This window comes from Virgisporangium aliadipatigenens (genome assembly GCF_016863615.1).
GTDB classification, from domain to species: domain Bacteria; phylum Actinomycetota; class Actinomycetes; order Mycobacteriales; family Micromonosporaceae; genus Virgisporangium; species Virgisporangium aliadipatigenens.
The window spans coordinates 273,567-286,732 of sequence record NZ_BOPF01000003.1; the positions used below are offsets into that span (position 1 = coordinate 273,567).

11 protein-coding genes are annotated in these 13,166 nt (G+C 73.1%); 7 read left to right on the top strand and 4 right to left on the bottom strand.

All coding sequences use genetic code 11. The features are described from left to right. Positions 1-158 precede the first annotated feature (158 nt). Positions 159-368: a DUF5999 family protein gene (locus Val02_RS05450; RefSeq protein WP_203897771.1), complete on the bottom strand. Its 210-nt coding sequence runs from the start codon at positions 366-368 to the stop codon at positions 159-161. A gap of 167 nt (positions 369-535) precedes the next feature. Here Val02_RS05450 and Val02_RS05455 point away from each other — a divergent pair, with 167 nt between their 5' ends. Beyond that, complete coding sequence (locus Val02_RS05455) at positions 536-1,753, top strand: chorismate-binding protein (protein WP_203897772.1); 1,218 nt, start codon at positions 536-538, stop codon at positions 1,751-1,753. Positions 1,754-1,775: 22 nt separating this feature from the next. On the opposite strand, the gene Val02_RS05460 is transcribed toward Val02_RS05455, so the two are convergent. Together Val02_RS05460 and Val02_RS05465 are read right to left on the bottom strand one after the other, a co-directional pair. Next, entirely contained in the window at positions 1,776-2,741 is a 966-nt protein-coding gene (locus Val02_RS05460; RefSeq protein WP_203897773.1) for a pirin family protein, read from the bottom strand. Between the two features lie 129 nt (positions 2,742-2,870). Continuing rightward, positions 2,871-4,502, bottom strand: a complete 1,632-nt coding sequence (locus Val02_RS05465; protein WP_203897774.1) for a substrate-binding domain-containing protein — start codon at positions 4,500-4,502, stop codon at positions 2,871-2,873. Positions 4,503-4,625: 123 nt separating this feature from the next. On the opposite strand from Val02_RS05465, the gene Val02_RS05470 reads away from it, so the two are divergent. Next, entirely contained in the window at positions 4,626-5,129 is a 504-nt protein-coding gene (locus Val02_RS05470; RefSeq protein WP_239152429.1) for a peptide deformylase, read from the top strand. Here the strand turns inward: Val02_RS05470 and Val02_RS05475 are convergent. Then, positions 5,059-5,691, bottom strand: coding sequence for a TetR/AcrR family transcriptional regulator (locus Val02_RS05475; RefSeq protein ID WP_203897776.1), 633 nt, complete (start codon positions 5,689-5,691; stop codon positions 5,059-5,061). The two genes, Val02_RS05470 and Val02_RS05475, sit on opposite strands and share 71 nt — an antisense overlap. Positions 5,692-5,805: 114 nt before the next feature. On the opposite strand from Val02_RS05475, the gene Val02_RS05480 reads away from it, so the two are divergent. From Val02_RS05480 to Val02_RS05500, 5 genes are all read left to right on the top strand, one after another. Beyond that, a complete protein-coding gene (locus Val02_RS05480; RefSeq protein WP_203897777.1) occupies positions 5,806-7,974 on the top strand; it encodes an MMPL family transporter in 2,169 nt (722 codons plus the stop codon). Positions 7,975-8,037: 63 nt separating this feature from the next. Continuing rightward, the gene (locus Val02_RS05485; RefSeq protein WP_203897778.1) at positions 8,038-9,354 is read left to right on the top strand and encodes a M48 family metalloprotease; all 1,317 of its coding nucleotides are present in this window, start codon (positions 8,038-8,040) and stop codon (positions 9,352-9,354) included. A gap of 87 nt (positions 9,355-9,441) precedes the next feature. Further along, the gene (locus Val02_RS05490; protein ID WP_203897779.1) at positions 9,442-10,650 is read left to right on the top strand and encodes a M48 family metalloprotease; all 1,209 of its coding nucleotides are present in this window, start codon (positions 9,442-9,444) and stop codon (positions 10,648-10,650) included. Further along, on the top strand, positions 10,644-11,807 hold the full coding sequence (locus Val02_RS05495) for a M48 family metalloprotease (protein ID WP_203897780.1): 1,164 nt from the start codon (positions 10,644-10,646) through the stop codon (positions 11,805-11,807). Before Val02_RS05490 ends, Val02_RS05495 begins: the two co-directional genes overlap by 7 nt. A 120-nt stretch (positions 11,808-11,927) precedes the next feature. Next, entirely contained in the window at positions 11,928-13,106 is a 1,179-nt protein-coding gene (locus Val02_RS05500; protein ID WP_203897781.1) for a S8 family peptidase, read from the top strand. Positions 13,107-13,166: the final 60 nt, after the last annotated feature.

The following is a 13,166-nucleotide window of genomic DNA, read 5'->3' on the forward strand; positions in this document are numbered from 1 at the left end:
CGGCCCCGCCCTTCATGAGGGGCGGCCGTCCCTATCGGGTCGTCGTGGTGCTCACCCGCCCAATGGGCGATGTCCGCTCTGGAGGAAGCGTGTCGGGCGGTCGGGCCGACCCGGGTGACCGGGTGGCGGAGCCGCCTGGGCGGGCGGTCGGGCGAGAATCAGGCGGCAGCGAGAACGGGCTTGTGCGGCGCGGGGCCGCGATGCGGAGCGACGGTGCTGCCGTCCGGCATCAGCTCGCCGGTGTCGTCGAACACGATGACGCCGTTGCACAGGAGGCTCCAACCCTGCTCGGGGAAGGAAGCCGTGACGCGTGCGGCGTCGTGGTCGATCGCGTCGGCGGGCGGACAAGGGGTCGAGTGCTTACACATCTTGGGTCTCCGGATGGACAGGTCGGGGTGGAGCATGTCGGTGGTTCCGGTGCTGCGGGTCGATTCGGTTGTGTGGTTGTTCACATGACCAGTGACGCACGCTATCAAGCCATACCACGCTCCTCCGAGCATGTGACGGCAACTTTTAGGGATTCTTCACCAAACGTATGACCCGCCTTGAGAATGTTGTCTGGGATGCCGGGATTTCGGTCACTCAGCGTTTAACTTCTGCAGCTACGCGCTGTCACTCCGCCCCGTCAGAAATTGGTCGCTATGAGTGGCGTCTAGGTGACGGCGGGGATTGGTCGCGCTCTCTCGAAGCCTTTCTGTCCGGTTTCGACCTGCTGGCAGGCGATCTGACATATGGCAACTTCGAGTTACGGCAGCGCGGAGTAACTGCTCACTCCGTGTGTGGGGCCATGGTGCTGATCTCGGCCGCGGCGGGTGCATATCTGTCCGGTTCTGCCCTGATTGGTGCGCCCACCCCGGCGCCCGCTTTGCCGGATGTCGTCGCCGTCGTTTTCGGCCCGGGTCGCAGCACATTCGTTACCGACTCGTCAAGACCTTCCCACCGGCGCTCCTGGCGGCTCGGTGCCTGGGAGCCGTCGTGGACGCCGCGGGCCCACGCCACGGCCGTGTCCCGGGTGCGGGAGGCGATCGGCCGGGGCGACGTCTACCAGGTGAACGTCGTCGGCCACGCGAGCGCGCCGTACGCGGGCGATCCCGGCCCGGCCCTGCACCGGGTGGCGGACCTGTCCGGCGCGCGCTACGGGGGCGTTCTGGGCGGTGCGGGGTGGGCCGTCGCGTCGGCGTCCCCGGAGACCCTCGTGGCGGTCTCGAACGGGGTCGTGCGCACGCTGCCCATCAAGGGCACCCGGCCCGCCACCGAGGCCGGCCGCGCGGAACTGCTCGCCTCCGAGAAGGAACGCGCCGAGCACATCATGATCGTCGACCTGGAGCGGAACGACCTCGCCCGCGTCGCCCGCACGGGTTCGGTGCGCGTGACGGAGCTGTTCCGGCTGCGCGCCTGGTCCGGCCTGTGGCAGGCGGAGTCCTGCGTGGAGGCCGAACTCCTGCCCGGCACCGGCCTGTCCGCGCTGCTCAGGGCGGTCTTCCCGGGCGGCTCCGTCACCGGTGCCCCCAAGCGCGCCGCCCTGGAGTTGATCGCCGGGCTCGAACCGGTCGGCCGCGGCCCGTCGATGGGGGCGTTCGGCTGGGTCGGCCCCGACGCGATCGACCTCGGTCTGACGATCCGCACCGTGGCGGTGGACGCCGAACGCGTGCACGTCTGGGCCGGCGGCGGCATCACCTGGGACAGCGACCCCGAGGCCGAGGTCGCCGAGGCGGCCGCCAAGGCGGGCCCGATCAGGGCCGCCCTGGCGTAGCCGCCGGCGAGAGCGTCGGTCGTCAGGACGTGGCGGCGTCCACGTCGGCGTGGGCCGCGGGGATCGTGCCGAGGCGGCCTGCCTGGAAGTCCTGGTAGGCCTGCACCAGCTCGGCGCGGGTGTTCATCACGAACGGCCCGTACGCCACGACCGGCTCGCGGATCGGCTTGCCGCCCAGCAGGTACACGTCCAGGCTCCCGGTCGGCGCCGCCTCGAGCGTGAGCGTGTCGCCGGCCCCGAAGACGGCGAGCTGCCCGTGCGCGAACGGGCGCCCCTTGCCGCCGACCGAGCCCCGGCCGCCGAGCGCGTAGGCGAGGGCGTTGAAGTCCGTCCGCCACGGCAGCGTCACCGAGGCGCCGGCCGCCAGCGTCACGTGGGCGAGCGTGATCGGCGTGTACGTCGACCCCGGCCCGGCGTGCCCGGCGATCTCACCCGCGATCACCCGGATCAGCGCACCGCCGTCGGCGGAGCTGAGCAGGGCCACCTTGGCGCCGGTGATGTCCTGGTAGCGCGGTTGCGCGAACTTCTGCGCGCGCGGCAGGTTGACCCACAGCTGCACGCCGTGGAAGAGGCCGCCGCTGACCACGAGGTGCTCGGGCGGCGCCTCGATGTGCAGGATGCCGGCGCCGGCCGTCATCCACTGGGTGTCGCCGCCCCCGATCAGGCCACCCCCGCCGTGCGAGTCGGAGTGCGCCATCTCGCCGTCGATCATGTAGGTGACGGTCTCGAAGCCGCGGTGCGGGTGCCAGGACGTTCCCTTGGGCTCGCCCGGGCCGTAGTCGACCTCGCCCATCTGGTCCATGTGGACGAACGGGTCGAGCGCGCGCAGGTCCACGCCGGCGAAGGCGCGCCGGACGGGGAAGCCCTCGCCCTCGTAGCCCTTCGGCGCGGTGGTGACGGAGGTGACCGGGCGGTCCCGGTCGGTGCTCGGGTCCGGCAGCGGCACGCGGGGCAGGTCGAGCGGGTTCGCTGCGGTCACGGCAGGCATGGTGGCCTTCTTTCTCGTTCTGTCCCGTCTCGAAGGCGACGGAGGTGAAGCACTTAGTTGCGTAAGCAACTACCGACGAGTGTGCGTCGAGAATGTTGTGTTGTCAACTATCTGCCGTTGGTGGCCGTCTCAGTCGCCGACCGGGCCGGCCATGGCCGCGCGCAGGGTGTTCGCCAGGTCGGCGTCGGTGCTGCGGTACGACGGGGCGCCGGTCGCCGCCGACAGGGCGCGCAGGGCGTTCACGTCGGCGTCGGCGCCCAGGGCCACCGTCACCACCGGCACGCGGCGGGTGTCGGAGGCCAGCGCGGCGTGCGCCTCCTCCGCCGTCGGGCCGCCCGTGTCGTCCTCGTCCCGGCCGTCGCTGATCAGCACCACAACGGTGGTCGTTCCGGGGTGGAGGCGGGCGCGCATGCTCGCCTGGGCCGCGATCGCGGTGTCGTACAGGCCGCAGTTGCCGCCGGGCTCGGTCGTCCCGAGCACCGTCGGGAGGGCCATGTGCGTGGCGCGGGCGGGTCCCGGGGGCAGGAGTTCGCGGTGGTCGCGCATGCCGTCCAGGCGGGTCGCGTAGATCCAGATCCCGACCTGCGCGTCGGGCCCCAGGTCCGCCGTCACGCTCACCGCCGCCTCCTTCATCACCTCCCATCGGGAACGCCCGTAGCCCTGCGCCCGCTCCGCCGTCGACCCGGAGACGTCCAGCACCAGGAGGGCGTTCACCGGGCGGGAGAGGGCGGTCCACCGCTGCGCCGCGCGGCTCGGGGCCGTCACGTCCAGCGGGAACCCGGTGGGCGACGGCGCCTCCAGCCCGGCCGCCCGCAGCCGCTGCTGCCCCGCCGCCGAGCGCAGATACTCCAGGAACGCCCGCGCCACGCGACGGCGTTCGGCCGGGGCGTCGAGCAGCGCGTACGGGAAGTCCGCGTCGGCGGCGGCGTCGAGCGGGCGCACGCTCACCAGCGGCGTGCGCGGCGCGGCGGCGTTGTAGGCGCGCACCTCCCGTTCGAGCGCGGGGAACGCCGACGCCAGCGCCGTCGCGCCGCCCGGCCCGGCGGTGTCCGCCCGGCGCAACGCGTCGAGCAGCGGCTCGCCGTCGTCCTCGGTGGCGGCCCGCGCCTCGCGCAGCGCGGCGGCGCCGTCGAGTTCCTGGTCGCTGAGCGCCGCGTTGGCGTCCCGGTCGAGCAGCGCCACCAGCCCGTGCAGCGCGGCGGTGGAACGCAGCGGGTCCCGCACGGCGAGCCGGAACGGCCCCCACTCCGGGTGGCCGGAGGCCTCCCAGCCGGGCCGGGCGATCAGTTCGCGCCAGCGCGGGGGAGTGTTCGTCCAGCCGATCGCGGCGGCCATCGGCGCCGGCATCGCCAGCACGACCGGGCTGCGCCCGAGGCTCTCCGCACCGCGGCGGTTGGCCGGCAGCCAGGCGGAGGAGTCCGGCACCCAGGCGTCCGGCAGCACCGCCCCGACCCCGTAGGTCAGCTCCTGCGCCACGAGGGCCGGTTCGCGGGGGACGACGGTCACCGTGGCGCAGCGGCCGTCGACCTTGGGCTCGCCGGCGGTCCACTCCTTGGCGAGCGCCGCCAGCACCCCGGACACGCCGGGGGTCACCGCGACGGTGGCTCGTGACGTTCCCCCGCAGGAGGCCGCGGAGATGAACGCGTAACCGGCGGACGCGCCCGACAGCGCGACGGCGGCGGCCACGATCCCGACCACCCACGGCACGGCGAGGTGCGCGCGCCGGTGGGTACCGGTGCGGGCCCGGTGGACAGATGGCATCGACGGATGCCTTTCGAGGGGAACGTCAGGCAGGGGCCGGATCAGTGTATGTGTCCGACACGGTGGGTGAAGTGTCCCGCGCGGCGGCGAGCGGTAGATGCCGCTTTGTTAGCGTCCCGTGCCATGACGATGCGGCCGATCCGTCTATTGGGCGACCCGGTGCTGCGGACGCCCGCCGAGCCGGTGACGGCGTTCGACGGGAGCCTGCGCGACCTCGTGGACGACCTGATGGACACGCTGCTCGGCGCGGAGGGGCGGGCCGGGGTGGCGGCCCCGCAGATCGGGGTGCCGCTGCGGGTCTTCGCCTACAAGGCGGGCGGGCGGGTCGGCTACGTGGTCAACCCGGTCCTGACCGTCGGCGACGAGCCGCAGGAGGGCGACGAGGGCTGCCTGTCCATCCCCGAGCTGTACTTCCCGCGCCGGCGCGCCATGGAGGCCACCGTCGAGGGCCTCGACCGGGACGGGAACGCCGTCACGGTCTCCGGCAGCGGCTTCCTCGCGCGGGCGTTGCAGCACGAGACCGGCCACCTCGACGGGGTGCTCTACATCGACGGGCTCACCGGCGACCCCCGACGCCAGGCGCTACGGGCGGTGCGCTCGGCACCGTGGGCACGGGCGCCCCGATAGCTCCCCCGGCGGGCGGCGGTAGCCGCAGCACCGCGCACGCGGCGTCGAGCAACGTCGTGCGCAGGTCGTCCTCGGTGACCTCCGGCAGCAGGCTGCCCGAGCTCATCGCCACGCCGATGGTGTCGAGCGCGACCTGGGCGCGGATCCGGTCGGGGCCGCTCGGTTCGGGGCCGGCGAGCCAGCGCTGTACCTGCCGGACGGTGGCGGTGACGTTGTCGACGGTCGGCGCGAACACCGCGAGCACCGCCCCGGCGTCGCGCATCAGCAGCGTGACGATGGCGCGGTGGCCGAGCATCATGTCGAGGTAGGCGTCCAGCGCGAACCGCTTGTGCTCCGGCGTCTGGGGCAGGGCGACCACTTCGGCGCCGAGGCGTTCCCAGCCCTTCACCAGCGGGTCGACGATCGACGTGAGCAGCGCCTGCTTCGACGGGTAGTGGTAGTAGAGCGACGCCTTGGTGATGCCGACCCGGTCGGCGATCTCGCGCAGGCTCGTGACCTCGTACCCCTGCCGTACGAACAGCTCCAGCGCGGCCGCTCTGATCTGGTCGCGCGTGTCTTCCATTTGTCCAGTTTCCCCTTACGTCGGATACCCGCGTGACTGTATCGCGGCTGTCGCTGGTACATTTTGGATCTTACCTACCGTGCGGCAGGTAGAGACTGGCAAAGGGGGAGCCGCATGTTCGACAGATTCGCGCGGGTGGTGGTGCACCACCCGTGGAAAGTGATCGGCGTCTGGCTGGTGATCCTGGTCGGGTCGATGTTCGCGCCGCGCCTCGCCGACCTGGTCAACACGGACCAGGCCAACTTCCTCCCGGACAGCTACGAGTCGGTCAAGGCGCAGCAGCTGGGGAACGAGGCGTTCGGCAAGAAGGACGACGGGGCCAGCGTCACCATCGTCATCAAGCGCACCGACGGCGGCGCGCTCAGCGAGACCGACCGCGCCCGGGTGGCCGAGACGGCCCAGAAGATCAACGCCAAGGGCATCGAGCGGGTCAAGGGGGCGTTCGCCGGCGAGCAGACCGTCTCGCCCAACAAGCAGGTCCAGCTCGTGACCGTCGGCCTCGAGGGGCTGCCCGACGATCCCAAGCTCGGCGACGCCGTCCACGCGCTGCGCACCGAGACCGGCGGGGCGCTCGACGGTTCGGGGCTCTCCTACGCGGTCACCGGCGACGCGGCCCTCGTCGTGGACAACCAGGACGCGTTCGACGACGCGCTGCTGATCGTCAGCATCGTCACGCTCGTTCTGGTCATCGGGCTGCTCCTGATCATCTACCGGAGTCCGCTGGCCGCACTTCTTCCGGTGGTCACGGTCGGCATCGTCTCCGTCGTCGCCAGCGGCCTCATCGCGACCGCCGCGAAGACGTTCGACCTGCAGGTGGACCCGTCGCTGTCGACCATCCTCACCGTCGTGCTCTACGGCGTGGGCACGGACTACATCGTCTTCCTGCTGTTCCGCTACCGGGAGCGGCTGCGCGCCGGCGACTCCGCCAAGGAAGCGCTGGCCGTCGCCCTGGCCCGGGTCGGCGAGGTGATCGCCTCCGCGGCCGCGGCCATCGTGATCGCGTTCGGGGCGCTGATCCTGGCGATCTTCGGCGGGTTCCGCAGCCTCGGGCCGGGCCTCGGCATCGCCGTCGTGGTCATGGCGATCGCCGCCGTCACCCTCGTTCCGGCCATCGTCTCCCTCGTGGGAACGAAGGTGTTCTGGCCCTCCAAGGCGTGGCGGAAGACCCCGCGCGGGGCGGTGTTCCAGCGGCTCGGGCAGTTCACCGGCCGGCGGCCGGCGGTGGTCGCACTTCTTTCCGGGGGCATCCTGGTGCTGCTGTCACTGGGCGCGCTCGGCATCAAGGCCGACTACGACCAGTTCGGGCAGCTGCCCGGCGACACCGAGTCGGCGCGGGGCATCAAGGATCTGCAGGCCGGGTTCCCCGCCGGGGCGCTCAACCCGACGACCGTGTACGTCAAGTCGAACGGCGGGGCGCTCGACGCCGCCGCGCTGGAGCCGTATACGCAGAAGTTGACGCAGGTCAAGGGCGTGGGCGGGGTGATGCCGGGGCCGGACGGGAAGCCGTTCGCGCTCAACCCGGACGGCTCCGTCGCACAGATCAACCTCCTGCTGACCAGCAGCCCGTACGCCAACGCCGCGCTCGAGATCGCCGGCGAGACGCTGCGCGACGCGGCACACTCCCACGCGCCGCCGAACAGCACGGCGTTGGTGGGCGGGGTCAGCTCCGTCTTCGCCGACATCCGCGACGCCAACACGCGCGACCTGTGGGTGATCTTCCCGACCGCCGGTGCGCTGATCGCGTTGATCCTCGCGCTGATGCTGCGCAGCCTCGTGGCGCCGCTGTACCTCATGGCGGCCGTGGTGCTCGGGTTCGTGGCGACGCTCGGGGCCACCGTGCTGGCGTTCCAGGGGGTGCAGGACCGGGCCGGGCTGTCGTTCTCGCTGCCGATCATCCTCTACCTGTTCGTGGTGGCGATCGGCACCGACTACAACATCCTGATGATCGCCCGGCTGCGCGAGGAGGCGCGGCTCGGCAACGATCCCCGCACCGCCGCCGACCTGGCGATCGAGCACGGCGGCCCGTCGGTCGGCGCGGCCGGTGTGATCCTGGCGGGGACGTTCGCGTCGATGCTCTTCGCCGGTGTGGCGTTCCTGACCGAGATGGGCTTCGCGGTGTCGGTGGGCATCCTGCTCTCGGCGTTCGTCATGTCGATCTTCCTGGTGCCGAGCGTCACGGCGCTGCTCGGCCACGCCGCGTGGTGGCCCGGGCACGGTGACGCGGTGCGCAACGGGGCCGCTCACGAAGACGTTCCCACGGAAGAACCGCAACCGGTGCGATAGCCGGAACCGGTGGACGGCGCCCGGCGTTGATCGGCGCGGCGCCGTCCACCACGATGTACCCCGATGACGGAGAAGATGGACCGGCCCACCCGCCGGCTGCTGCGCGACGCCGACGGCCTGATCCGGATGTGGCTCATCGGCGCCACCGTGGTCGCCCTCGCGATGCTCGCCGGCCCCAACCGCTGGTTCGGCGCGGTGCTGCTCGCGATGCTCGCCGCCGGTCTGATCCTCAACGCCACCGTCCTGCGCGACGGCGTGCCGGTGACCGCGTCGACCCAGCCCGACCTGCACGCGCTGGTGCGCGGCGTCGCCGCGGAGATCGGCGCGAAACGCAAGGTCGACGTGCGGCTCACCGCCCGGGTCGAGGTCCGCGCCCGCGCCACCCGCCTGCGGCGGGAGCTGCGCATCGGGTATCCGCTGCTGGCGTTCGTGACGAGGGCGGAGCTGCGCGGGCTCGTCGCCGCCGAGCTGACCCTGTTGGAACGCCCCGACGCGCGGCTCGCCACCCGCCTGCGCGACCGGTGGGCCGCTTCGCAGCCGGACACGGCGGCGGACGAGGCCGACCGCGCCCTGCTCGCCCCGCACGCCGCCGCCCTGCTGCCCGACCTCGACAAAGCGGCCGTGGCCGCCGCCGGGGGACCCGGGGTGGCGGCCCGGGCGTACGCGCTGGTGCGCACCGGGGCGTTCGAGTACGCGCTCTATCTGGACGACAACCGGGGGCCGGGGCCGGGTTCGGGGATCCTGGACTGGGACGACGGCTGGCGGCGCCTGCTCGCCCGGGGCATCGGCGACCTGGAGTGGAGCGCCGAGGACGCCGCCTCGCTCGCCGACGCGCACCCGGGGCTGGTGGCGCAGCTGCGCTGGTTGGGAACGCGTTCGTGGCCGCTGAAGGCCGCGAGCGAGCCCGTGCCGCTCGCCCCGCTGACCGCACGGCAGCGCACCTGGCTGGCGCGGCAGACGTGGCGCATCTCCGGGCCGCGGTTCGTGCGGTGGACGACGTTCGACGCGGCGCCGGGCGAGTGGTGGCAGCAGCGGGCCACCCGGCAGGCCACCGAGTACCGCAAACTCGCCGCCGAGGTCTCGGGCGGGCTCGGCAGCATCCCCGGCGACGACGTCGAGGTCGTGCGGGTGCTGGCCGGCGTCGACGAGCAGCCGGCGAAGGAGAGCGGGACGGTGAGCACGTTCGGGGTGCTGCACGCGGCCGGGGTGCTGGTCGAGGACGCGCTGCTGCGGCGCGGGTGGACGCTTTCGCACCCGGCCGTGCGCGGCGAACTGGTCGGACCCGACGGGCAACGGGTGGACCCGCGGGCCATCCGGAGCGCCGTGGCGGAAGGGGCGCAGGGGTACCCGACCCTGCGGACCTGGCTGAACCGCGCCTGAACACGGCGTTCACCTGCGCATACTGTGCGCGTGGACCGGCGGACGCGTCGCCTCCTGCGCGGTCGGACGAACCGCGTGGGGCCCGTCGTGTCCGTCGTGCTGCTGGTGCTGCCGTTGGCGCTGGCCCTGGCCGACCCGAGCCCGCGCACGCTTTTCGGCAGCCTCTGCGGACTTCTCGGCGCCGTGTTCGTGCTGTGGCTCGGGCCGCTCGGGCGGCGGCCGGGGTTGCCGGTCACGGCGTTCACGCAGCCCGCGCTGCACGCATTGGTCCGGGGTGTCGCCGACGGGCTGGGCGTGCGGCGCAGATACGACGTGCGGCTGGTCGGGGAGCCCACGGTCGAGGCGAGGGTCGGGCGCCTGCGCCGCGAACTGCACATCGGCCTGCCGCTGCTGGCCGTCCTGACGCGGGCCGAGCTGCGTGCGCTGGTCGGCGGCGCGCTGGCGATCCTGGACCGCCCGGACGGCGAACTGGTCGCGAAGCTGCGCCGCAGGTGGAGCGTTCACCTGCACGAGAACGCGCGGGACGGGCTGGCTCCGCTCGCCGCCGAACTCATCCCGCCGCTCGACGCGGCGGCCGCCACGGCTGCCGGGAGAGCCGACGTGGCGGCGTGGGCCTTCGCGCTCCAGGAAGCGGCCGACCTGGAGTACGTCCTGTACCTGGAGGACGTGGCCACACCCCCGCCTCGATGGTGGGCCAGGGCCGTCATCGACCTGGACGAGGGATGGTGCGCGCGCCTCGCGCACGGCATCGACGACCCCGTGTGGGACCGGGAGACGGCCGAGCAGTTGGCGTTCGCGCATCCGGGGCTGGCCGACGAGGCGCGACTGCTCGGCGGCCGGCACATGGTGCTGCGCACCTCCGACGACCCGGTCGAAGTCCTGCCGCTGAGCGTGCGGCAGCGGCGTCGGCTGGCGCGCGTGACCCTGGACATCCCCGCTACGTACCTCGTCGTCTGGTGCCGGATCGTGGACGCGCCGCAGGCGTGGTGGCGCAGGCGGGCCCGCCGGGAGGCCGACGAGTACCGGCTGGCGGCCGGCACCCGTTCGCGCGCCGTCGACGTCCTGGTCCTGACGGTGCTGGCCGACACGTCCACGCCGCACGAACTCCGGCACGCCGCGACCGTGCTGGTCGAGGACGCGCTGCTGCACACCGGCCGGCGGCTGGAACATCCGGCCGTGCGCGGCGTGCTGATCGGGCCCGACGGGGAGCGGATCGACCGCAAGGCCATCGACGAGGCGCTGGCCGAACCCGGCTACCCGACGCTGCGCGGGTGGCTCCAGAATGAGCCGTGCTGACTGAGAGCCAGGGCGTGGCGGTGGACGGGACGACCCAGCCGGAATTGCACGCCCTTGTGCGGGCCACGCTCGGCCGGCTCCGGCTGGAGCCCCCGGACCGGGTGCGCCTGACCTGCGGTCCCGACATCGAGGCGCGGATCGACGGGCGCCGCCGCGAGCTGCACGTCGGCATCCAGGCGGTGCCCTGCCTGAGCGTCCCCGAACTGGCGGCCGTCATCGCCAGCCGGCTGCACCTGCTCGCCCGGCCGGACGCGAGGAAGGCGGTGCGGCGGGCCGAGGAGTGGTTCGACGTCGGCAGCGAAGCGTTCGACGAGCCGGCCGACTCCGACAGCCGCATCCGGCGGCGCTGGGCGCAGCTGGCCCCGGTCGGCCGCGAACTCATCGAGCCGGCCGACCTCGCCGCCGTCGCGGCATGCGGCTCGGTCGAGGTCGCCGCGCGGGCCCTCGCGACGGCCAACGAGGTGTCGCTGAAGTACATCGAGTACCAGTGGGAAGTCATCGACGCGGCCCGCCCGCTGGGGCTGCTCGCCGGGACGTCGGTGATCGTGGACTTCGACGACGGGTGGCCGCGCTGGATCGGGCCCGGGTCGGACAACTGGCTGTCGGACGACGCCGAGGAGCAGGCCATGCTGCATCCGGGGCTGGCGTACGCGATGCGCCTGATCGGCGACGGGCCGATCGAGGTGCGCGTGGCGCCGGACAGCCTACGGCTCGCGCCGCTGTCCGAACGGGACCGGCGCAAGCTGGCGCGGGAGAGCGCCCAGGCCACCGGAAAGATCCGGTGGGTGACGTTCGCCGAGTCGCCGGCGCAGTGGTGGCAGCAGCGGGCGGCCCGGGAGGTGTCGGCCCGCTACGGGAGTGAGTTCCGCAAGCGGCCGCCGACCCCGGCGGACCGGCTGCGCCTGGCCGAGGAGTGCGCCGCCGCCCGCGCGGCCGCCGCACCCGGCGAATGGGACGACCGCGCCATGGTCGACGGGTTCGCGCCGCTGCTCGAGGACGGGCTGCTTCCGCACGGCTGGCGGTTGGAGCATCCCGCCGTGCGCGGGGTGCTCGTCGGGCCGGACGGGGCGCGGATCGACCGGGAGATGATCGTGAAGGCGCTGGCCGAACCGGGCCTCGGGACGCTGCGGGAGTGGTGGGAGCCGGCCCGCACCTAGCCCGCAACCGGCACGTTTTCGCAGCTCAGAGCGTGTTCTCCGGGTCTCGGCGGGGCGGGCAACCGGGCGGCACCCGGCATGGTCCCGGGCGCACTCCGCACGGTCGGCATCTTTCTCGGCATGCGTACTTCTGCCGCGAACGCCGCCGTCAAGTCCCTCGTCATCGGGGGCGCCGCCGCCATCGCCGCCCTGTTCGTGGGCGTGGGTGCCGCGCAGGCCGCCCCGGCCGAGGGAACGATCGCGAACGCCGGCGCGGCGGGTGCCATCAAGGACGCCTACATCGTGACGCTCAAGGACGGGGCCGCCGCCGGCAGCCTCGCGACGCGCTACGGCGCCGCGGTCACCAACGACCTCTCCACCGGCTTCACCGCCACGCTCTCGGAGAAGGCCGCCAAGCGGCTCGCCGCCGACCCGGCCGTGGCGTCGGTGGAGCAGGACCGCAAGGTCGCCCTGCCGGCCGCCGCGACCCAGACCGCGGCGGAGTGGGGGCTGGACCGCATCGACCAGCGCGACCTGCCGCTGGGCAAGACGTACGTGTACCCGAACACCGCCGCGAACGTCACCGCCTACGTCGTCGACACCGGCGTGCGGCTGACCCACGGCGAGTTCGCCGGCCGGGCCACCAGCGGCTACGACTTCGTCGACCGGGACGCCGACGCCGGCGACTGCCAGGGCCACGGCACCCACGTCGCCGGAACGGTGGCCGGTAGGACCTACGGCGTGGCCAAGGCCGCGAAGATCGTCTCGGTGCGCGTGCTCGGCTGCGACGGTTCGGGCTCGTACAGCGGCATCATCGCCGGCGTCGACTGGGTGACGAAGAACGCCGCGAAGCCCGCCGTCGTGAACATGTCCCTCGGCGGCACCGCCTCGGCGGCGCTCGACGCGGCAGTGAAGAAGTCGATCGCGGCGGGCATCACCTATGCCGTCGCGGCCGGCAACGAGAACACCAACGCCTGCAACGTCTCGCCGGCCCGCACGCCGGAGGCGATCACCGTCGGCGCCACCGACCCGGCCGACCGGCGCGCGTCGTTCTCGAACTACGGCTCGTGCCTCGACATCTTCGCGCCGGGCGTCGGGATCCTCTCCTCGACCAAGACGTCGAACACGAGCACCGGCAAGATGTCCGGCACCTCGATGGCCACCCCGCACGTCGCCGGCGCGATCGCCCTGTACCTGTCGACCCACCCGGGCGCCACCCCGGCGCAGGTGCGCGACGCCCTGGTCGCCGCCGCCACGCCGAACAAGGTCACCGACACCAAGGGTTCCGCCAACAAGCTGCTGTTTGTCGGGTCCTTCTGAAGATCCTGTCCCCGTTTTGTGCGACTAGCCGTAACCCGCGCGGCGCGATAGCGTTCTACC

Bases quoted from the DNA above. Each gene is read 5' to 3' on its own strand.
- Val02_RS05450 (WP_203897771.1), bottom strand. From the start codon at position 368: ATGTGTAAGCACTCGACCCCTTGTCCGCCCGCCGACGCGATCGACCAC.
- Val02_RS05455 (WP_203897772.1), top strand. From the start codon at position 536: ATGACCCGCCTTGAGAATGTTGTCTGGGATGCCGGGATTTCGGTCACT.
- Val02_RS05460 (WP_203897773.1), bottom strand. From the start codon at position 2,741: ATGCCTGCCGTGACCGCAGCGAACCCGCTCGACCTGCCCCGCGTGCCG.
- Val02_RS05465 (WP_203897774.1), bottom strand. From the start codon at position 4,502: ATGCCATCTGTCCACCGGGCCCGCACCGGTACCCACCGGCGCGCGCAC.
- Val02_RS05470 (WP_239152429.1), top strand. From the start codon at position 4,626: ATGACGATGCGGCCGATCCGTCTATTGGGCGACCCGGTGCTGCGGACG.
- Val02_RS05475 (WP_203897776.1), bottom strand. From the start codon at position 5,691: ATGGAAGACACGCGCGACCAGATCAGAGCGGCCGCGCTGGAGCTGTTC.
- Val02_RS05480 (WP_203897777.1), top strand. From the start codon at position 5,806: ATGTTCGACAGATTCGCGCGGGTGGTGGTGCACCACCCGTGGAAAGTG.
- Val02_RS05485 (WP_203897778.1), top strand. From the start codon at position 8,038: ATGACGGAGAAGATGGACCGGCCCACCCGCCGGCTGCTGCGCGACGCC.
- Val02_RS05500 (WP_203897781.1), top strand. From the start codon at position 11,928: ATGCGTACTTCTGCCGCGAACGCCGCCGTCAAGTCCCTCGTCATCGGG.